The organism is Staphylococcus epidermidis, from assembly GCF_006742205.1.
In the GTDB taxonomy this organism is placed as follows: Bacteria; Bacillota; Bacilli; order Staphylococcales; family Staphylococcaceae; genus Staphylococcus; species Staphylococcus epidermidis.
The window spans coordinates 681910-703332 of sequence record NZ_AP019721.1; the positions used below are offsets into that span (position 1 = coordinate 681910).

Sequence of the window (21423 nt, forward strand, 5' to 3'; positions counted from 1 at the left end):
TAAGATGGATTGTTAAATCAATTCATCTTGGGTATTTTTTATGAGTTGAAAAGGTGATCGTAAATGAAATGTTAATCTTAAAATTCATTTAATTTATGATTCTTTCTGGGTGACTATTAAAATGATTTTCTCGAATAAACTCAATTGCGGTAATGTATAAATCTTTTGCAAGTTGTATTGCAAGTGAAGTAGGGGCAGATTTAGATAATATAATTTCTACATCGATTTTAGCTGCTTTGATTAAAATTTCAGATGAAATACGATCGCTAAAAATTAAAACCTTATCTCTCACCGGTATATGTCGTTGAATACAATAACTGTATAATTTATCAAGAGCGTTATGACGTCAGATTTCGTAGCGATGTTCAAAAAATTTTTTCCATCACTGATGGCAGCATTATGGAGACCACCCATTTGTTTGAAAATAATACTTGCATCCTGTAATTGCGTCATCATATTAATAACTTGTTAGGGTTGAAGTTAAATGGTTGTCATTGATGTTTTGGCAATAGCTGCATCATTTTGAAAATAAAAGGCTCTGCTTTTACCACAACAGGAAGCAAGCACACGTTTTGTAGGATGTTCGAAGTGATGGCCTACTGATTGAGTTAGTTTCACATGAGCGAATCCTTTACTTTCGTCGATATGAATGGATTGTAAGTCATTTCTCTTTAAGAATATACCTTCAGATGCAAGAAAACCTAAAGTCAATTCTTCTAAATAGTTTCGACTACAAATAATAGTTGCAAACTTAAATTCGTTGACTTTAATTGTTAATGGCATCTCTGTTATACATGAATCCGATGCTGTATATAAGTGTCCATTTTCAAATTTGATTATAGTTTGTTTTTGCGTCACATCTTTTTTCATTTTTTACCCCTTGAATCATAACTACTTATTATCATAAAAGAAACTCAATTCTCACTCTTTTGTATATCATATTATTAGGAAAGGACTTTTAAGAAGATTTTGTAAAGTAAATTGAAGTACATATAGTTGTATAAATAATGACATAATTTATCACATTTTATTTCTTTTTCAAATAATATTTAAAGCGTATAATAAAGGTTAAATGGAGGTAGGCTATCATGAAAATTAAACATATTTTTGTTATCATTTTAACATTGTGTGTAGTGTTAGCAGGTTGTACCAACGAGAAAGGTCAGAATAAAGAACAGAATGAAAAACAACCGACAAAAGGTGATAAACAAGAACTTCAAGTTTCTGCTGCAGCAAGTTTGACTGAAGTCAGTAAAGCATTAGGAAATGAATTTAAAAAGGACCATCCAAATGTAGAAATTAAATTTAACTATGGCGGATCAGGTGCGTTAAGACAACAGATAGAAGCGGGTGCTCCGGCAGATGTCATGATGTCAGCTAACACTAAAGATATAGACCTGTTGAAGAAAAAAAACAAAGCACATGACACTTATAATTATGCAAAGAATCAACTTGTATTAATTGGCGATAAAAATAAAAGTTATACCTCTGTAAAAGATTTAAATCAAAACGACAAACTCGCACTAGGACAAATAAAAACAGTGCCTGCTGGTAAATATGCAAAACAATATTTAGATGATCAACATTTATATGGTGATGTTAAAGATAAAATTATTTTTGCTAAAGACGTAAAACAAGTATTAAATTATGTGGAAAAAGGAAATGCACAGGAAGGATTCGTTTACAAAACAGACTTATATCAACAAAAGAAAAAAGCAAATAAAGTTAAAGTCATCGAAGAAATTAAATTAAGCAAACCAATTACTTATAAAGCAGGTGCAACTTCAGATAAAAAATTAGCTAAAGAATGGATTAACTTCTTAAAATCTAATAAAGCTAAACAAATTCTTAAAGAATATCAATTTTCTGTATAAGGAGTTCAGAGCTATGCCTGATTTAACGTCCTTTTGGATTTCTTTTCGTGTTGCTTTAATCAGTACAATGATAGTTACTATTTTTGGCATTTTGATTTCTAAATGGCTATACAATAAAAAAAGATATTGGGTAAATCTATTAGAAAGTTTTATCATTTTACCAATTGTGTTACCACCTACTGTCCTTGGTTTTATACTATTAATTATATTTTCAACAAGAAGTCCTGTAGGAGAATTCTTTACTAATATCTTACACTTACCAGTTGTATTTACATTGACAGGTGCAGTGATTGCATCTGTCATTGTTAGTTTTCCCCTTATGTATCAACATACAGTGAATGGTTTTCGAAGTATAGATTCAAAGATGTTAAATACTGCAAGAACGATGGGAGCAAGTGAAACAAAAATATTTCTTAAATTGGTGTTACCATTATCTAAACGTTCTATTCTTGCAGGTATTATGATGAGCTTTGCAAGAGCAATAGGTGAATTTGGTGCTACTTTGATGGTTGCTGGCTATATCCCAGACAAAACAAATACATTGCCTTTAGAAATTTATTTTTTAGTGGAGCAAGGGAAAGAAAATGAAGCATGGTTATGGGTGCTTGTATTAGTTGCGTTTGCGGTAACTGTCATAGCGACCATAAATCTGGTTAATCGTGATACGTTTAGGGAGGTTGATTAAATGCTCACAATTAAAGTGAATGGTGTTCTTAATCAGACGAAAATTAATATAAATATAAAGGATCAACACCCTAAGATATATGCGATACAGGGACCATCTGGAATTGGAAAGACAACAATTTTAAATATAATTGCCGGTTTGAAAGCTATAAATTATTCATATATAAAGGTTGGTAAACGTGTATTAACTGATTCACGACACCATTTGAATGTTAAGGTTCAACAACGTCGTATAGGATATCTATTTCAAGATTATCAACTTTTCCCCAATATGAATGTTTATAACAACATAACGTTTATGACTAAACCTTCTGAACATATCAATGAACTTATTCATACTCTAAAAATAGAGCATTTACTTGAAAAGTATCCTGTGACCTTATCAGGAGGTGAAGCTCAGCGCGTCGCTTTAGCAAGGGCGCTAAGTACGAAACCCGATTTGATTTTGCTTGATGAGCCTTTTTCAAGTTTAGATGATAAAACAAAAAACGAAGGTATCAAATTAATTTTAAAAATATTCGAAGCATGGCAAATTCCTATTATATTTGTAACGCATTCAAATTATGAAGCGCAACAAATGGCGCATGAGATTATAACAATTGAAGATTGTATACAAATATAGTAAGAAGTGCTATTTATCTGTTAATTTTAACAATAATTTGTATATTCAAAATATAAAGAGAGGTTTAGAGATCTAATGCAAGAAAGATACTCGAGACAAGTGTTGTTTAAGGAAATTGGTTTAAAAGGTCAAAGTCTACTTGAGAAAAAACATGTGCTTATAGTAGGTATGGGTGCGTTAGGAACACACTTAGCTGAGGGATTAGTGAGAGCGGGAATAAATAAGTTAACCATTGTTGATAGAGATTACATTGAATTTAGCAATTTACAACGACAAACGCTCTTTATAGAGCGTGATGCAGAAGATGTACTACCAAAAGTAATCGCTGCACAGAAAGTTTTAAAAGAGATACGTAAAGATGTAGAGATAGATGCTTATATTGAGCATGTTAATTACAATTTCTTAGAGCAACATGGCATGCATGTCGATATCATATTAGATGCAACTGATAATTTTGATACACGTCAGTTAATTAATGACTTTGCTTATAAACATCAGATTCCTTGGATTTATGGTGGTGTTGTACAAAGTACATATGTTCAGGCAACGTTTATTCCTGGTGAAACACCGTGTTTTAATTGCTTAATGCCTCAATTACCATCTATTAATTTAACATGTGATACGGTTGGAGTTATTCAACCAGCTGTAACAATGACAACCAGTTTACAACTCGTTGATGCATTGAAGTTGCTGACTGGTAATAAGGTTAATAAACACTTCACTTACGGGGATATTTGGACAGGAGATCATTATACATTTGGTTTTAGTCGTATGCAAAATGAAGATTGTAAAACTTGTGGTAATGCTCCAACATATCCACACCTTAATCAACATCAACAAGATTATGCGACCTTATGTGGAAGAGACACTGTTCAATATAAAAATGCTGATATTTCTCAGGAAATATTACTATCATTTCTCGAGCGAAATCATATTCAATATCGCACGAATTTATATATGACAATGTTTAGGTTTAGAGAACATCGAATTGTTGCATTTTCTGGAGGTAGATTTTTGATACATGGAACGACAGAACCTAAAAAAGCAATTCAATTAATGCATCAACTATTTGGTTAAATATAAGGGAGTGAATAAACATGCACAAACATCAACATCAGAATATTCATTTAAACAGACCGATTCATGTAGCAATTTTGACTGTATCGGATACGAGAGATTATGATTCTGATAAAGGTGGTCAACTGATTCAATCTTTGATAAATCAACATGAGAATCATGTTGATATTAACCACTATCGAATTGTTAAAGATGATATAGAAGCTATTACACACCAACTTAAGCTTTGGTTAACTTCGTCAAATCAACTAGATGTCATTATTACAACGGGAGGAACAGGTATCTCACAAAGAGATGTGACAATAGAAGCTGTTCGCCCATTGTTAACTAAAGAATTAGAAGGTTTTGGTGAATTATTTAGATACTTAAGTTATACCGAAGATGTTGGTACAAGAGCATTATTAACTCGAGCTATTGCAGGTACCTGTGATAGCACCTTAATTTTTGCACTTCCTGGCTCAACTGGTGCAATTAAACTTGCAATAGAAAAATTAATTAAACCTGAATTGAGTCACTTAGTGTTTGAATTAAATAAAGACATTAGGAATTAAGTAATTTCAAGATATTAGATATAATGTACGAATCTTTAATTTATACAATAAATAGAATTATCAATTTTTTCTGTGGAAGTCGCCAGATTTACCACCAGATTTAGATTCTAAGTACGTTTCTCCAATTATCATGCCTTTGTCTATAGCTTTTGTCATATCATAGATTGTAAGTGCTGTAACTGAAGCAGCAGTCAATGCTTCCATTTCAACACCAGTTTTACCTGTTGTAGACACGACCGCTGTAATATTTAAACGATATGAATCATCATTATTTGAATCCCATTTGAAGGATATATCTATGCCTGTAAGTGGTAATGGATGACACATAGGAATGATTGTAGAAGTGTTTTTAGCTGCCATAATACCAGCAATTTGCGCAGTATTAAGTACATTTCCTTTACTATTAGTATTTTGAGTAATTTGACTATAAATTTTTTCATTAACTATTATACTTGAGTGTGCTTCTGCTACACGTTTTGTAATTTCTTTATTAGAAACATCAACCATTTTAGCATTACCTTGTTTATTAATATGTGTGAAATTAGTCATTTTTTCCCTCCTATTAGGAGTAAGTATATCATGAAAATTAATATTTTTTGGAGATGAGTGTATGTCTGTAGAGAAAAGAACGCCAATATCAGTTAAAGAAGCAATTAAACGTATTATGAAACAACATGTTGAAGTGAAGAATATCAATATTAATTTAGATGAAAGTTTAGGACATATTCTTGCTGAAGATATTGTTGCGACCTATGATATACCAAGATTTAATAAATCACCCTACGATGGGTTTGCAATTAGAAGTGAAGATTCACAAGGTGCAAGTGGCGAAAACCGTATTGAATTTGAAGTAATAGATCATATCGGTGCAGGTTCAGTTTCAGAAAAAACAATTGATAAAAACCAAGCAATTCGAATAATGACTGGTGCTCAAATTCCTTCTGGAGCTGATGCCGTAGTAATGTTTGAACAAACTATTGAATCTGAAACAACTTTTACAATTAGAAAATCCTTTAAACATTTAGAAAATATTTCGCTACAAGGTGAAGAAATAAAAGCTGGTGATATTGTACTACATAAAGGTATGCGTATTAACTCAGGTGTGATAGCAGTCTTAGCTACATACGGTTATACTAAAGTGCGAGTGGCTCGAAAACCAACTGTTGCAGTAATTGCTACAGGTAGTGAATTGCTTGAAGTAGAAGATGAGCTTGAACCAGGAAAGATACGAAATTCAAACGGACCAATGATTAAAGCATTAGCTAAACAATTTGGAATACAAGTTGGAATGTATAAAGTTCAGCATGATAATCTCGAAAAGAGTATTGAGGTTGTAAAAAAAGCTTTATCAGAGCATGATTTAGTAATTACTACCGGAGGTGTGTCGGTAGGAGATTTTGATTACTTACCAGAAATATACAAGTCCATCCAAGCACAGATACTATTTAACAAAGTGGCTCAAAGACCAGGTAGTGTTACTACGGTTGCATTTGCAGATGGTAAATATTTATTTGGCTTATCTGGAAACCCTTCAGCCTGCTATACAGGATTTGAATTATATGTCAAACCTGCTGTAAATAAGCTCATGGGAGCTAAAGCTTGTTATCCGCAAATAATCAAAGCTACACTTATGGAAGATTTTAATAAAGCTAACCCATTTACACGATTGATTCGTGCTAAGGCAACATTAACAAAAGCTGGAATGACAGTAATACCATCTGGATTTAATAAATCAGGTGCAGTTGTAGCCATTGCGCACGCTAATGCTATGATTATGCTTCCTGGTGGCACACGTGGATTTAAAGCGGGCAACATTGTTGATGTGATTTTGACCGAATCTAATAGTTTTGAAGAGGAATTGATACTATGATTTTACAAATTGTAGGTATGAAAAATTCAGGGAAAACCACATTGATGAACCATGCTATATCATTTTTAAAAGAACGAGGCTATTCAGTAGTAACAATTAAACATCACGGGCATATTGGTGAAGAAATTGAATTACAGTCATCTGATGTTGACCACATGAAACATTTCGCTGCGGGCGCAGACCAAAGTATTGTTCAGGGGCATCATTTACAGCAAACAGTGACACGTAAAAAGAAACAATCGCTTAGAGAAATAATAGAAAATTCTGTTACAATTGATTGTAGTATCATTTTAGTTGAGGGCTTTAAAGAAGCAAATTATGATAAAATTATCGTTTATAAAAATAATGATGAATTAAGAAGTCTACAAGGACTTTCTCACGTCATAGGGAAAATAGAAACCAATCATCCACGTGCAAGTAATCAACTTGAGCACTTACTCAATAAATTAATTAAGGATAAGGGAATGAATTAAATGAAGCAATTTGAAATCGTGACTCAACCTATTGAAACAGAACAATATAGGGATTTTACGATTAACGAACGTCAAGGTGCCGTAGTCGTATTTACTGGTCACGTAAGAGAGTGGACTAAAGGTATTCGTACACAACATTTAGAGTATGAAGCTTATATACCAATGGCTGAGAAAAAATTAGCTCAAATTGGTAAAGAAATTGAAGAAAAGTGGCCTGGAACAATAACAACAATTGTACATCGAATTGGTCCATTACAAATATCAGATATTGCAGTTTTAATTGCAGTATCTTCACCGCATAGAAAAGCAGCATATGCAGCGAATGAATACGCCATCGAGCGCATAAAGGAAATTGTTCCAATTTGGAAAAAGGAAATTTGGGAAGATGGTGCTGAATGGCAAGGTCATCAAAAGGGAACATATAATGAAGCAAAAAAGGGGAAAGCAAGATGAAAATTTTATATTTTGCAGAGTTAAAAGAGTTGCTCAATCGATCTACTGAAACAATACATTTAGATACGACATTAACTGTTCAAGAATTCGAGTCATATTTATTAAAACACCATAGTGAACTTAAATCTAAAAAATTTCAAATAGCTGTTAATGAAGAATTCGTCAGACAGGATGATATAGTTCAACCAGGAGATACAATTGCGCTCATTCCACCGGTCAGTGGGGGTTGATCAAGATGAAAGCAATTATTTTAGCAGGTGGAGAATCTAGCCGATTTGGTAAAGCTAAAGCTTTTGCTAAAATTGATAATCAATATTTTTATCAAAAAATTATAGAAACGTTAAAATCTACAAATATGTTTAATCGCATTATCATTAGCACTAATTCCCAATTAGCTTCTCAGTTTGAATATGAATATGTGATTATTGATGACGAACATCATCAAAATAAAGGGCCGCTAACAGGAATTTACTCAGTGATGAAACAATACATGGATGAAGAATTGTTTTTCATTGTATCTGTTGATACACCAATGATTACAAGTAAAGCAGTGAATGGGTTATATCATTTCATGGTATCAAACTTAATTGAATCACGTTTAGATATTGTCGCATTTAAAGAAGGAGAAATATGTATACCGACGATTGGTTTTTATACACTTTCGACGTTTCCTTTTATTGAAAAAGCTTTAAATTCAAATCATTTAAGTCTGAAGCATGTCTTTAAACAATTATCGACAGATTGGTTAGATGTTACTGAAATTGACTCGCCTTATTATTGGTATAAGAATATTAATTTTCAGCATGATTTGGACTCTTTAAAAATGCAGATAAATGAATAAGGAGGTCCAACAATGAAAGAGGTAATACAAGATAAATTAGGCCGTCCAATACGGGATTTAAGAATATCGGTCACTGATCGATGTAATTTCAGATGTGATTATTGTATGCCAAAGGAAATCTTTGGAGATGATTACACTTTCTTACCTAAGAATGAATTGCTTACTTTTGAAGAATTAACACGAATTTCAAAGATTTATGCTCAATTAGGAGTTAAAAAGATAAGAATTACAGGAGGAGAGCCTCTCTTACGACGCAATCTTTATAAACTTGTAGAGCAATTAAATCTCATAGATGGTATAGAGGATATTGGATTGACTACTAATGGCTTGTTATTAAAAAAACATGGAAAAAATTTATATCAAGCTGGTTTACGACGTATTAATGTAAGTTTAGATGCGATTGAGGATAACGTTTTTCAAGAAATTAACAATAGAAATATTAAAGCGTCTACAATCTTAGAACAAATTGATTATGCAGTATCAATAGGTTTTGAAGTTAAAGTAAACGTGGTTATTCAAAAAGGGGTTAATGATAATCAAATTATCCCGATGATTGATTATTTTAAAAATAAAAATATCGAAGTACGTTTTATTGAATTTATGGATGTAGGTAACGATAATGGATGGAATTTCAATAAAGTTGTAACTAAAGAAGAAATGCTTAATATGATAGAACAACATTTTGAGATAAGTCCTGTAGCGCCTAAATATTATGGGGAAGTTGCTAAATATTTTCGACATAAAGATAGTGATGCACAATTTGGTCTAATTACGAGTGTATCTGAATCATTTTGTTCCACATGTACGCGTGCTCGATTGTCTTCAGATGGTAAATTTTATGGTTGTTTATTTGCCTCCTCAGAAGGGTTTGATGTAAAAGCCTTAATACGTAATGGAGCTACAGATGATGATTTAAAAGCACAATTTAAACGATTGTGGAGTATTAGAAACGATCAGTACTCTGATAAGCGTACGATGCAAACTATTGAGAATAATAGAAAGAAAAAAATTAATATGAATTATATAGGTGGATAGGCTTAGTCTAGAATTTTAATACTTATGGTATTTTAAGCATTTAAATTTAGTTTCAAAAGTTTATAATACTAATAAATTATATTAAATAAGCAAGAAACAATTAATACAGTTTTGAGTATTTATAGACAACATATGCTTAAGTCTTCATGTTAAACATTTTAAATCCATAATTTTATACATTTAGTTAGTTAATATAGCTACGACAAAACCTATTTAGATATTTTAAATGCCTTTCAACATATAACTGATTGTTTAAATTGTTTAATTTCAAAACAATATTTAGAGGCAATTTTAATATTTGTTATAGATTAAATGCAAAACCTGTAATATAATAAAAATAAGCAATTGAGTTTTATCACACAAACACAACATCCAAGAATCAACTTAGGAGGCATATTATTATGAGTAACAAAGTACAACGTTTTATTGAATCAGAGAGAGAATTAAGTCAATTAAAGCATTGGCTTAAAACAACATATCGTATTTCTATTGAAGAATTTGTAGTTCTTTACAAGGTCTATGCAGACACTAAAATTAGTGGTAAAGAGTTACGAGACACATTACATTTCGAGATGTTATGGGATACTAGTAAAATTGATGTGATTATTCGTAAAATCTATAAGAAAGAACTCATTTCTAAATTACGCTCAGAAACCGATGAAAGACAAGTTTACTATTTCTTCGATGCAAAGCAAAAGAAATTATTGGACAAAATGACTGGAGAAATTGAAACAATTAGTATTGCAAATTAAGGACAGTAAATTTTAAATCTAAAAGTGGCTAAATAAATTATAAAATGAGCCTGGGACATAAAGTTCCAGGATAAGTAAATAAAGACAATTTCTATTGAAATAATATAGAAATTGTCTTTTTTATGATTTTTTTGATTATTTTCAGCTCGTTGGGTTGTTACTTTTATTATATTAAGTGTCATTAGTACAAATCTTAGTTGTCTTTTGGCTTTATTCATCCCTCGAACGGACATACGAGTGAAAATCCAAAATCAGGCTCCACATCAATTTTACTTTGACTGTAGATGGTTTTGTTTTGGTTCTGAAAGCTTTTTTAATTTGGGCATTGAAATATTCCCAACTATAATTCCTCATTATTTTTTTATTTGTTTTTGAATTGATTAATCGTTTTATAAGAAGGCTTTTGATTTTATGATAGCCACATCATTCGGATATTATCATTAAGTAATTTTTCTATCTTACGTCCTGAAAACACAGATTGTGTGTAGGCATATAGAACTACTTTTAACATCATTTTTGGATGGTATGATATTCCACCACGATGATGTCTGAATTCAGTCTCTAGAATTGTTTCTACAATATGCTGAAGACTACAGGCTGAAGCTGTCGCCTAAGAAAGCGAACCAACAATACGAAGTATTGTAAATAAAGAAGCCAGTAAATGAATTTATGAAAACTCATTTACTGGCTATTTTGCTAGGAATTAGGTCCCAACCACTATTTTTATTATTTTTTATACCCTATATTTTTATTATTTTTTATACCCTAACATAGTGATATAGCAATGTTGGAATAAAATTTACATAAAAGTCATTTTGACATATTTAGGTATGTTAATTTAGACGTTTTTTTTAAATTCTAGTAGTTAATATGAAGTGCTGTAAACCTTACGTCCGTGCACTAAAATATAGATGACTAAAGTTGTAAATCCTAAAATACCCATGATTCCATATAATTGACTATAAGAAATCATATGTGTGAAAAGACCTAGTAAGGATGGTCCAAATCCAATTCCTATATCTAAACCAATAAAGTAAGTTGATGTAGCTAAGCCATATTTATTTGATGGAGATACTTTTATTGCGATAGCTTGCATACAAGATGACAAGTTACCATAACCAATTCCTAATGCGATACCTGCAATAAGTAATACCCATCCGTTAAAACTAAGCATCAGTAGAACAAAAGATAATACTAAAAAGATAAATGCTGGATAAACAACTACATTTTCGTTTTTATCATCCATCAATCTTCCAGCAATAGGTCTTGTTATGAGGGACGCAATAGCATAAAAAATGAAAAAGTAACTTGCTGATGTAACTAGATCTCTTTCAACAGCAAAAGCCTGTAAATAAGTTAAAATTGCAGCGTAAGTAACACCGATTAATAGCATGACGAATGCTACCGGAATGGCTTCTTTGGCTACAAAATGAGCCAAATTGAATCGTTTATGTGTAATTGTGTTTTCTTTAACTGTTGTGAAATTAATTTTAATTAACAGTGATAATAGACCACTTATGACACCTAAAATTACACAAATAGTAAATAAAATATTGATAGAAAAGGAATTCATCAATAACATACCAAAAAATGGGCCAATAGCGGTTCCCAACACCAAACTTAATGAGAATAAACTGATACCTTCACTTTTGCGTGTAGGTGGTGTAATATATGCTGCTATTGTTCCTGTAGCAGTTGTAGCAACCGCTGTTGCTAAGCCGTTCATTAAACGCACCATCATTAAGAACCAAACAGAACCAGGTATAAAATAAAGTAGCTGTGTTACTACTAAACATATTAAACCAAAAATGAGAATTTTTTTTGGACCAAATCGATTGACGTATTTACCTGTTACAAATCGACCTATTAATGATCCTACTATAAAAAGTCCGACTACGAGTCCAGCAACAGAATCAGAAGCATGGTATTCTGATTTACTATAGCTCGCGATAACGACAATTAATAAATACATACATAGATAAACAAAAAAGTTAATAGCAAAGTTAATATTAAAACTCTTCGTAAAGATGGGGTCTTTAATTATTGTAGACTGATTCATTACTGTTCCTCCTTTATCATTGCTTCATGAATTTGAGACATCGCATTTGTAATATCAAATACTTGCTCATCAGTTAATCCAGTTTTTTTTATAATATCTTGTTGAATGACAGTGATCTTTTTACTAATAGTTTCAAAAAGTCTTTGGCCTTTGTCAGTTAAACTCAATAATTTCTCTCTCTTATCAACTCCTGTTTTTGTCATGACCCAACCATTGTCTAACAACACTTTAATCAACTTTCGTGTTGTAGGCTTTTCTATTGAACGACGATGAGAAATTTTTACAAGGGTAGTAGGTTGATAATTGGCAATATCTCTTAGCACAAGCCATTGGCCAGTATGAATCTGATGCTGATCTAATATAGGTTGTGTAAGTTTAATATAGGGTCTATATATACCTATAAAACTATTGAAAAATTCATTGGTTAAAATATCTAACACCTCATTGTTATATTAGTTAGCTTGGCTAACTATTTAAAAGACAGAGACAATTATATGACTAAAATGTGAATTTTGCAATGGTCTTAGATTCCTTTTTAATATTTAAAGTAATTAAAGTTAGATTTTGTTAAAATGAGCAATAACATGTGGAGGGGGAGAAAGTTGAACTTAAAATTAGACCATATCATTCACTATTTACATCAATTAGAGTCATTTAAGTTTCCCGGAGAAATATTAGAATTGCAAAATGGTGGAAGACATCATCATTTGGGCACCTTTAATCAAATAGCACCGATTAAAAATAGTTATATCGAATTGCTAGATGTTGAAAATGAGTCAAAACTTAGCAATATAGCTAAAACTGAAGAAGGTCGTGTATCATTTGCTACAAAAATAGTGCAGGATCATTTTAAACAAGGGTTTAAAGGTATTTGTTTTAGAACAAAGGATATAAATCAGGTTAAAAGTACTTTAGAAAATAGAGGCGTTGATGTGATAGGTCCTATTGATATGGAAAGAGAAAACAAAAAAGGTCATCAAATTCGTTGGAGATTGCTATATATTGCTAACCCTGACTATACAGTCAAACCACCTTTCTTTATAGAATGGGATAACAACAAAAAGCAAAACCTATCACAAATACATAATTTCAACTTGTCATCGTTTAAAATTAAAGAGGTGATTATTACTAGCACTCAACGTGAAACAACAGTAAGTCTTTGGAAAGAATGGTATAACCTGAAAATAGTAAATGAAACGGCTACATCTACTGATCTCAAATTAGAAACTGATGAAGTTATCTATAAAATAGAAGACGGCAAAGATTCAGGTTTTCATACATTAATAATGACCGATATCAATGCCACAGCACCATATTCAATATTTATACGTGGTGCTAAATATCGTTTTGAGCCACCCAACTAGTATAAATATAGATAGGCACTGTGAATAATTAAACCGATGTGTATGAAAGCGAAAACGGTAGATAAAATACTTAGAATCAATTCATAGTTTGTGGTACGTAAAAAAATAAAAAAAATGGATATAATAAATATAAATGCTACGAAGATGACACGAAGACTAAAATATGAAATTGTTAGTGGGTGATTGATTGTAATAATGATTGCCACGAGATTTAGGATAATAAATAACAATAAAATAAACTTTCTCATATAAAAACCTCTTTACTAGTTGTTAGTAATCATTATATCAAGGGTAATAGTATTGAAAGAACTAAAACGGTTTGAAAGTGACATCGTCGACATCGTTCTCATTAAGATGTATAATTAAAATTACTGTAAAATAAAGGAGATATTTTAAACCATGGAAAAGATGAACATCACTAATCAACAACATGACGCATTTGTGAAATCTCATCCCAATGGTGATTTATTACAATTATCTAAGTGGGCAGATACGAAAAAATTAACAGGATGGTATTCAAGAAGAATTGCTGTCGGTGAAAATGGTCAAATTAAAGGTGTTGGCCAGCTACTATTCAAAAAAATACCTAAACTTCCATACACTTTATGCTATGTATCTAGGGGATTTGTAGCTGATTATAATAATAAAGAAGTGTTAGAAGCTCTACTTAGCTATGCTAAAGAAGTAGCAAAAGATGAAAAGTCGTATGCTATCAAAATAGATCCCGATGTCGAAGTAGATAAAGGTGCAGAAGCACTTAAAAATCTACGTGAGCTTGGGTTTAAACATAAAGGTTTTAAAGAAGGACTGTCTAAAGACTATATTCAACCAAGAATGACTATGATTACGCCTATTGACAAAACAGATGATGAATTAGTTCAAAGTTTCGAACGTCGAAATCGTTCAAAAGTAAGACTTGCACTGAAGCGTGGAACTAAAGTAGAACGATCAAATCGCGAGGGGCTTAAAATCTTTGCTAATTTAATGAAGATAACTGGGGAGAGAGATGGTTTTTTAACTCGAGATATTAGTTATTTTGAAAATATATATGATGCACTTCATGAAGACGGTGATGCAGAACTCTTCCTTGTTAAATTAGAGCCTAAGCCAGTATTAGATACGGTTAATCAAGATCTTGAAGCACAATTAGCTGAGAAAGAGAAATTACAATCAAAAAAGCAAGATAAAAAGACACTTAATAAACTTAATGATATTGATAATAAAATTAAGAAAACAAATGAATTAAAATCGGATTTAACAGAACTTGAAAAAAGCGAGCCAGAAGGTATTTACTTGTCAGGAGCGCTCTTAATGTTTGCAGGAAACAAATCTTACTATCTCTATGGCGCTTCCTCGAATGACTATCGTGATTTCTTACCAAACCATCACATGCAATTTGAAATGATGAAATATGCACGTGAGCATGGTGCAACAACCTATGACTTTGGTGGTACAGATAATGATCCTGATAAAGATTCAGAACATTATGGGTTGTGGGCTTTTAAACGAGTTTGGGGTACATATTTAAGTGAAAAAATTGGAGAATTTGATTATGTATTAAATCAACCGCTATATCATTTAGTTGAGAAAGTGAAACCTCGTTTAACGAAAGCTAAAATTAAAATATCACGTAAACTTAAAGGTAAATAACTACTACATTCAGATCTGAACGCTTCTATAGATAAATTGAGAGCGTTCAGATTTTTTATAAGAAAGGAAAAAATGAATGATTAAAAAAATATTACAATTTTCGTTAGGTAATAAATTCGCTATTTTTTTGATGGTAGTTTTAATTATATTAGGTGGCGTTTATTCAAGCGCCAAATTAAAACTTGAATTATTACCAGATGTTGAAAATCCAGTTATTTCAGTTCAAACTACAATGTCTGGAGCAACACCCCAGTCAACACAAGATGAAATAAGTAGCAAGATTGATAATCAAGTACGCTCGTTGGCCTACGTAAATAGTGTACAGACTGAATCTATACCTAATGCTTCTATAGTAACTGTAGAATACGATAATGGTACAGATATGGATAAAGCTGAAGAACAATTAAAAAAAGAAATCGACAAAATTAAGTTTAAAGATGGCGTTGGTGAACCCGAATTAACAAGGAACTCTATGGATGCTTTTCCAATTGTGGCATATTCTTTTACGAGTAATAATCAAAAGTTAAAAGACGTTACTAAAAAGTTAAATCAACAGCTCGTACCAAAATTACAAACCATTGATGGTGTACAAAATGCACAATTAAACGGTCAAACTAATCGTGAAGTATCGTTAAAGTTTAAACAAAAAAATTTAGATGAAAAAGGTTTAACTGCAAATGATGTTGAGAACTATATAAAAACGGCTACACGTGAAACGCCATTAGGACTTTTCCAATTTAATAAGAGTAATAAATCTATTGTTGTTGATGGTCAATTTAAATCTGTAGACGCTTTTAAAAATCTTAAAATCCCTTTATCTATTTCTGGACAAGCTGCACAAAATGATAGCGATTCCGACAGTGATAGTCTAATGCCAAGTGATAATACTCGCTCGACTAATAGTTCAACTCATATGGCACAGAAAGGCCAAATGCCATCTGTACCACTTAAAGATTTAGCAGATATTAGTGTCGGTGATGAACGTACTTCTATATCCAAGACAAATGGAAAAGATGCTGTTAACTTACAAATTATGAAATCACAAGATGCTAATACTGTGCAAGTTGCGAGAGAAGTTCAGAAAAAAGTAGATGAATTTGTACGTAATGAGAGTGGAATGAAATCTATTAAAACAATGGATACTGCTAAACCTATTGAAGACTCTCTTTATACTATGGTTGAAAAGGCCGCTCTCGGTACGATTGTTGCTATTATCGTTATTCTTCTGTTTTTAAGAAATATAAGAACTACAGCTATTTCAATTGTATCTATACCAATGTCAATATTAATTGCGCTCATAGCATTAAAATTAAGCAACGTATCATTAAATATTCTTACTTTAGGTGCATTAACGGTTGCAATCGGGCGAGTTATAGATGATTCTATAGTTGTCGTTGAGAATATATTTAGAAGATTATCTGATCCGAATGAGAAGCTCAAAGGTGAAAATTTAATTATAAGCGCTACTAGAGAAGTATTTAAACCTATTATGTCATCGACCCTTGTTACTATAGTAGTGTTTTTACCACTAGTGTTTGTGTCAGGTTCAGTAGGTGAAATGTTTAGACCATTTGCGCTAGCCATTACTTTTAGTTTATTAGCTTCACTACTTGTTTCGATTACCCTAGTGCCTTCTTTAGGTGCAACATTTTTTAAAAATGGCGTTAAAAATAGGGAACAAAAAGAAGGTCTAGGAACAGTTGGGAGAGCCTATAGAAGCGCTTTGAATTGGTCACTTAATCATAAATGGATTGTGCTTATAGTTAGTATTTTTATTTTAGTTGGAAGTGTGGTCATAGGCGCAAGAAATCTAGGAACGAGTTATATTTCAACTGGAGATAATAAATTTTTAGCTCTAACATATACTCCAAAACCTGGAGAAACACAGAAATCTGTGACACAACATGCTGAAAAAGTACAAAATTATTTAGATAAAAAAGATAAAGTAGAAACTGTTCAATATTCTATAGGTGGTCCTACACCACAAGATCCTACCGGTAGTACCAACAGCATGGCAATTATGATTAAATATCAATCTGACACGCCTAATTTTGATGAAGAGCCTGATAAAGTACTTAAACATATCGAGACATTTAAACAACCTGGAGAATGGAAAAATCAAGATTTAGGAACAGGAGCAGGTAATAATTCTGTTGAAGTAACTGTCAAAGGACCTAATACAAGTGCAATGAAAGATACAGTCAACCGTGTAGAGAAAATGATGACTGATATTAAAGGCATAACGAATGTTAAATCTGATTTATCACAGACGTATGACCAATATGAAATAAAAGTTGACCAAAATAAAGCTGCAGATAATGGTATTTCTGCTGCACAACTTGCGATGAATCTTAATGAAAACTTACCTGAGAAAACAATTTCTACAGTTAATGAAAAGGGTAAATCTATAGATGTAAAGGTCAAACAAAATAAGCAAACAGATTGGTCTTCTCAAAAAATTAAAAACATTAAACTAAATAAGCCTACGGGCGGTACGATTAAACTTAGTGAAATAGCATCTCTTAAAAAATCATATACACCAAGTAAACTGACTCAAGAAGATGGCGATTATGCTACGACTGTTACAGGTAAAGTGACTGATAAAGATGTGGGTGGTAAATCTCAACAAGTTATGGCTAAAGTGAAAGACCTTGAGAAACCTAGTCATATTAAAATTAATGTCGGCGGTGCAACTGATGACATTGATAAGGCTATTTCTCAGCTTGCTATGGCGATGATAGCAGCAATTATCATTGTTTATTTAATTTTAGTTATTACATTTAGAGGTGGTCTGGCACCATTTACAATCTTGTTCTCATTACCATTTACGGTTATCGGTGTAGTACTTGCACTCATCATTACCGGAGAAACTATTTCAGTTCCAAGTTTAATAGGTATGCTTATGTTAATTGGTATCGTTGTTACGAATGCTATAGTATTAATCGATCGTGTTATTAACAATGAAAAACAAGGTATGCCGATGAAACAGGCATTGATAGAAGCGGGTGGTACACGGATAAGACCTATATTAATGACAGCAATTGCAACAATAGGTGCACTAGTGCCGTTGTTATTTGGTCATGACAGTTCAATATTAATTTCAAAAGGTATGGCTGCAACAGTAATAGGTGGATTAATTTCTTCAACGCTACTCACACTCTTTGTAGTACCGGTTATATACGAAATTTTATTCACTTTAAAAAATAAAATTACTAAAAAGTTTAATATGTAAAAAAACGACTTAGGTAAGATGATTATACTTACCTAAGTCGTTTTTATTTTTTAATATAGTATAAAAATTAAAATAATAAATATAACAAATAATAAAAGTGATAAGATATTCAAGATACTAACACCTTTTTTATCATCTTTTAATTCTTTAAAACCAGTCACTTCAACATTACCAACTAAAAGCAATAAAACGACAAATACCCACCAATTTTCTTTAGGGAATTGTAACGTTGTCAAAGCAACTACAAATAGTAACAATATGCCCATAACAATTCTCAAGATTCGAGTTATGACAGAATGCATTTTAAAAATACTAATGTACGAAACAATTAAGTATAAAACAGGCAATAAAATAAGATAAAGTTTCATAAAGAGCCACCCTTTCTATTACGAATAATATATTAGCACGATAAAAATCATATGACTAGAATACGAGTAGAGATTAATTGGTTGTCGTAGCTTCATAAGTTGCTTTGCAAACCAAAATTTAAAAATTCTAGATATACGTGTTTATTAAATCAGTTATTGATTGTCAATATGGTAACAATGTTTAAAACATTGATTTTTAGATTCTAATGTCATCTACAATTGGCAAAAAATTTTAATAAATTTTGTAGTTTAAATTTATACTTATGGGTTAAACAATCAACGTGCTAAATTTTAAGATTGTTGATTTAATTTTGAACGTATATAGGAGATTTCTTGTTCAATATTTTCAAGTTGTTTAAATAGAGGGTCAATATCTTGATGAAGCGACTCACGTTTTTCTAAATCGTTTTGTAATCGTGTATAATCATATTTAAGTTCTGATAACTTTGAATTCAAGTCCATCGTATCATTCTCCTCTTCAAAGGGTTAATAGTAGTAATTTTTACATTTAATAAAGATTATATCACGAAATACGATACTTCTAAATAAGTGGGACACGATATCAAAGTACTCATTTGTATAAACTAGAAAGAAGGAATCAATGTGACTGAACAATTTGTCATAATTATATTATTAATAGCACTTGGTTATTTTCTTAAACGTATGAATTACTTGAAAGCAACTGATAGTCAAGTACTTTCAACTTTAGTGTTAAATGTTACATTACCTTCACTCGTTATAGTTAACTTAAATAGTGCAAAATTAGATGTATCTTTTTCAATATTACCTATAATGATGATTATTTACGGTATAGTAGCTAAAATTATTGTAATTTGGTTCTTTAGAAAATATGATAACCATATGCGTGGTTCTGTTGGTATGATGACTGGATCTATGAATATTGGTTTGTTTGCTTATCCGTTGGTTGAAGCGATATGGCCATCTAAAGGTATGATATATTTCGGAATGGTTGATATTGGTGGGGCCATTATCATGTTTGGTATTACTTATTTTGTAGGAAGTTATTTTAGCGAAGGTAGTGACCAATTTAACTTCAAATTTTTAGGAAAAAAATTAGTTCAATCAGTCCCATTAGTAACCTATATGATTATGTTTGGATTGAACATGTCTCATATTCATATATGGCAACCAGCTATTGATTTCTTTAGTGTATTATCAAAGGCGAATATGCCTTTATCCATGATATTATTAGGTGTAATGCTTAATTTTAGTATTGAGAGAGAATACCTCCCTGTAACAATTAAATATCTTTGTTTACATTACGGGTTAGGTATGTTAGCTGGAACACTAGTTCACTTTTTATTACCTGTATCTGATGATATGATTAAAACAACCTTGCTTATAACGTGGTTATTACCAGTAGGAGTAGCAATCATACCATATTCGATTCAATTCAAATATAAGACATTACCATTTGTTGGAATGGTAACTAATTTAACCATTATTATTAGCATTATCATTTTGTATATTTATCAAGCTGTATTTGTATAAAAATTGATTGCATAATCAATATACTTATTTATATAACTAAAAAAGCTATGAAGAAATGTATCATTGTAGATATCTTCATAGCTTTTTTATTATAGTTTGTCACTTATATTCAGTCGATGACTGATACTTTTTAAGACTACTATTCATTACTAATTTATGACATTTTATTTCTAGTTAAAATTGAAAAATGCTACTTAACCTTTACCACCCATAAATGCTGGATAGTTCATCATGCCACCATCAACGTACAATGTTGTACCGTGTATATAACTTGCAAGATCTGAAGATAGGAATAGTACTGCATTAGCTACATCTTGAGCATTTCCAATTTCACGTGCAGGTATCATTTTTATTGTTTCTTCACGCGTCGTTGGGTCAGAAAATTTTTCTTCAGTGTGTTCAGTAACAATTGCCCCAGGAGATATATTATTAATACGAATACCGTATTGGGCATATTCCATTGACATTGTTTCCATCATTAATTTTAAGCCACCTTTACTTGCGGCATAGTGTACATAATTAGGCCATGGAATAGTGTCATGAACACTCGAAATGTTAATAATAGTACCTTTCTTGTTTTCCTTTAAAAATTGATTGATGGCTTCTCTTGAACCCACAAAGGCGCCAGTTAAGTTTATGTCAATAACTTTTTGCCAGTCGTCAATCGACATTTCATGAGTTGGGATTGAATTTTCGAATCCAGCATTATTAATTATAATGTCTAAAGTTCCAAAGTGATTAATTGTTGTTTCAATCATTCGTTTAATATCTTCTTCAATTGAAACATCACCTCGAACCACCAATGTTTGACCACCAAATTTAGCAACAGTTTGTTTAATTTCCTCAATTTCATCATGATGTCGATCAGAACGGTAATTTATAACAACCTTGGCCTTAGCTTTACCAAAATTTTCCGCAATAGATTTGCCAATTCCAGTGGCAGCTCCAGTAATAAGAACCACTTTATTTTCTAATTCTTCAAACACTATGTTACCTCCCTAAAGTT

22 protein-coding genes and 3 pseudogenes are annotated in these 21423 nt (G+C 31.6%); 16 read left to right on the top strand and 9 right to left on the bottom strand.

Going from position 1 to position 21423, the window contains the following annotated elements:
* Positions 1-88 precede the first annotated feature (88 nt).
* Positions 89-870 (bottom strand): annotated as a pseudogene (fdhD, locus tag FNL83_RS12040) (formate dehydrogenase accessory sulfurtransferase FdhD).
* Between the two features lie 218 nt (positions 871-1088).
* On the opposite strand from fdhD, the gene modA reads away from it, so the two are divergent.
* The 5 genes from modA to FNL83_RS03230 all read left to right on the top strand — a co-directional run bounded on the left by modA (position 1089) and on the right by FNL83_RS03230 (position 4808).
* Complete coding sequence (modA, locus tag FNL83_RS03210; RefSeq protein WP_002438502.1) at positions 1089-1874, top strand: molybdate ABC transporter substrate-binding protein; 786 nt, start codon at positions 1089-1091, stop codon at positions 1872-1874.
* Between the two features lie 13 nt (positions 1875-1887).
* Positions 1888-2559, top strand: a complete 672-nt coding sequence (gene modB / locus FNL83_RS03215; RefSeq protein WP_002438504.1) for a molybdate ABC transporter permease subunit — start codon at positions 1888-1890, stop codon at positions 2557-2559.
* Positions 2560-3180 (top strand): ATP-binding cassette domain-containing protein, encoded by a 621-nt coding sequence (locus FNL83_RS03220; RefSeq protein WP_002438505.1) that lies wholly within the window; start codon positions 2560-2562, stop codon positions 3178-3180.
* Positions 3181-3255: 75 nt separating this feature from the next.
* Positions 3256-4257, top strand: coding sequence for a ThiF family adenylyltransferase (locus FNL83_RS03225; protein WP_002438506.1), 1002 nt, complete (start codon positions 3256-3258; stop codon positions 4255-4257).
* 20 nt (positions 4258-4277) lie between these two features.
* Entirely contained in the window at positions 4278-4808 is a 531-nt protein-coding gene (locus FNL83_RS03230; RefSeq protein WP_002438508.1) for a MogA/MoaB family molybdenum cofactor biosynthesis protein, read from the top strand.
* A 60-nt stretch (positions 4809-4868) separates the two neighbouring features.
* Here FNL83_RS03230 and moaC read toward each other — a convergent pair whose 3' ends face one another.
* Entirely contained in the window at positions 4869-5357 is a 489-nt protein-coding gene (gene moaC / locus FNL83_RS03235) for a cyclic pyranopterin monophosphate synthase MoaC (RefSeq protein ID WP_002438509.1), read from the bottom strand.
* A 61-nt stretch (positions 5358-5418) separates the two neighbouring features.
* Between moaC and FNL83_RS03240 the strand changes: the two genes are divergently transcribed.
* From FNL83_RS03240 to FNL83_RS03270, 7 genes are all read left to right on the top strand, one after another.
* The gene (locus FNL83_RS03240; protein ID WP_002456088.1) at positions 5419-6678 is read left to right on the top strand and encodes a molybdopterin molybdotransferase MoeA; all 1260 of its coding nucleotides are present in this window, start codon (positions 5419-5421) and stop codon (positions 6676-6678) included.
* On the top strand, positions 6675-7151 hold the full coding sequence (gene mobB / locus FNL83_RS03245; RefSeq protein WP_002438514.1) for a molybdopterin-guanine dinucleotide biosynthesis protein B: 477 nt from the start codon (positions 6675-6677) through the stop codon (positions 7149-7151). The genes FNL83_RS03240 and mobB overlap by 4 nt, the downstream gene beginning before the upstream one ends.
* Positions 7152-7604: a molybdenum cofactor biosynthesis protein MoaE gene (locus tag FNL83_RS03250; RefSeq protein WP_002438516.1), complete on the top strand. Its 453-nt coding sequence runs from the start codon at positions 7152-7154 to the stop codon at positions 7602-7604. It begins immediately after the preceding gene.
* The gene (gene moaD / locus FNL83_RS03255; protein ID WP_002438518.1) at positions 7601-7834 is read left to right on the top strand and encodes a molybdopterin converting factor subunit 1; all 234 of its coding nucleotides are present in this window, start codon (positions 7601-7603) and stop codon (positions 7832-7834) included. Before FNL83_RS03250 ends, moaD begins: the two co-directional genes overlap by 4 nt.
* A 5-nt stretch (positions 7835-7839) precedes the next feature.
* Entirely contained in the window at positions 7840-8445 is a 606-nt protein-coding gene (gene mobA / locus FNL83_RS03260) for a molybdenum cofactor guanylyltransferase MobA (protein ID WP_001832403.1), read from the top strand.
* 12 nt (positions 8446-8457) lie between these two features.
* Positions 8458-9480, top strand: a complete 1023-nt coding sequence (gene moaA / locus FNL83_RS03265) for a GTP 3',8-cyclase MoaA (RefSeq protein WP_002438521.1) — start codon at positions 8458-8460, stop codon at positions 9478-9480.
* Between the two features lie 401 nt (positions 9481-9881).
* On the top strand, positions 9882-10232 hold the full coding sequence (locus FNL83_RS03270; protein ID WP_001832414.1) for a SarA family transcriptional regulator: 351 nt from the start codon (positions 9882-9884) through the stop codon (positions 10230-10232).
* Here FNL83_RS03270 and FNL83_RS03275 read toward each other — a convergent pair.
* The 4 genes and pseudogenes from FNL83_RS03275 to FNL83_RS03290 form a co-directional block, all read right to left on the bottom strand.
* A pseudogene (locus tag FNL83_RS03275) lies at positions 10229-10610 on the bottom strand (transposase); the annotation flags it as partial. The gene FNL83_RS03270 and the pseudogene FNL83_RS03275 sit on opposite strands and share 4 nt — an antisense overlap.
* Positions 10611-10644: 34 nt before the next feature.
* Positions 10645-10821 (bottom strand): annotated as a pseudogene (locus FNL83_RS03280) (transposase); the annotation flags it as partial.
* A gap of 276 nt (positions 10822-11097) precedes the next feature.
* Positions 11098-12291 carry an MFS transporter gene (locus tag FNL83_RS03285; protein WP_002438524.1) on the bottom strand — a complete coding sequence of 398 codons (1194 nt, stop codon included), beginning with the start codon at positions 12289-12291 and terminating at the stop codon, positions 11098-11100.
* Positions 12291-12731, bottom strand: a complete 441-nt coding sequence (locus FNL83_RS03290) for a MarR family winged helix-turn-helix transcriptional regulator (RefSeq protein WP_002489661.1) — start codon at positions 12729-12731, stop codon at positions 12291-12293. The genes FNL83_RS03285 and FNL83_RS03290 overlap by 1 nt, the downstream gene beginning before the upstream one ends.
* A gap of 162 nt (positions 12732-12893) precedes the next feature.
* Here FNL83_RS03290 and FNL83_RS03295 point away from each other — a divergent pair, with 162 nt between their 5' ends.
* The 3 genes from FNL83_RS03295 to FNL83_RS03305 all read left to right on the top strand — a co-directional run bounded on the left by FNL83_RS03295 (position 12894) and on the right by FNL83_RS03305 (position 18537).
* Positions 12894-13655 (top strand): VOC family protein, encoded by a 762-nt coding sequence (locus tag FNL83_RS03295; RefSeq protein ID WP_001829798.1) that lies wholly within the window; start codon positions 12894-12896, stop codon positions 13653-13655.
* 399 nt (positions 13656-14054) lie between these two features.
* Positions 14055-15305, top strand: a complete 1251-nt coding sequence (locus FNL83_RS03300; protein WP_002438530.1) for a lipid II:glycine glycyltransferase FemX — start codon at positions 14055-14057, stop codon at positions 15303-15305.
* Between the two features lie 76 nt (positions 15306-15381).
* Entirely contained in the window at positions 15382-18537 is a 3156-nt protein-coding gene (locus FNL83_RS03305) for an efflux RND transporter permease subunit (RefSeq protein ID WP_057504627.1), read from the top strand.
* Positions 18538-18587: 50 nt separating this feature from the next.
* Here the strand turns inward: FNL83_RS03305 and mspA are convergent, their stop codons facing one another.
* Positions 18588-18905 (bottom strand): membrane stabilizing protein MspA, encoded by a 318-nt coding sequence (gene mspA, locus FNL83_RS03310; protein WP_002438539.1) that lies wholly within the window; start codon positions 18903-18905, stop codon positions 18588-18590.
* Between the two features lie 291 nt (positions 18906-19196).
* Positions 19197-19367 carry an SE1832 family protein gene (locus FNL83_RS03315; RefSeq protein ID WP_002438541.1) on the bottom strand — a complete coding sequence of 57 codons (171 nt, stop codon included), beginning with the start codon at positions 19365-19367 and terminating at the stop codon, positions 19197-19199.
* 141 nt (positions 19368-19508) lie between these two features.
* On the opposite strand from FNL83_RS03315, the gene FNL83_RS03320 reads away from it, so the two are divergent.
* Positions 19509-20417: an AEC family transporter gene (locus FNL83_RS03320; RefSeq protein WP_001829745.1), complete on the top strand. Its 909-nt coding sequence runs from the start codon at positions 19509-19511 to the stop codon at positions 20415-20417.
* A 194-nt stretch (positions 20418-20611) separates the two neighbouring features.
* On the opposite strand, the gene FNL83_RS03325 is transcribed toward FNL83_RS03320, so the two are convergent.
* Complete coding sequence (locus FNL83_RS03325) at positions 20612-21403, bottom strand: glucose 1-dehydrogenase (protein ID WP_049387545.1); 792 nt, start codon at positions 21401-21403, stop codon at positions 20612-20614.
* Positions 21404-21423 lie beyond the last annotated feature (20 nt).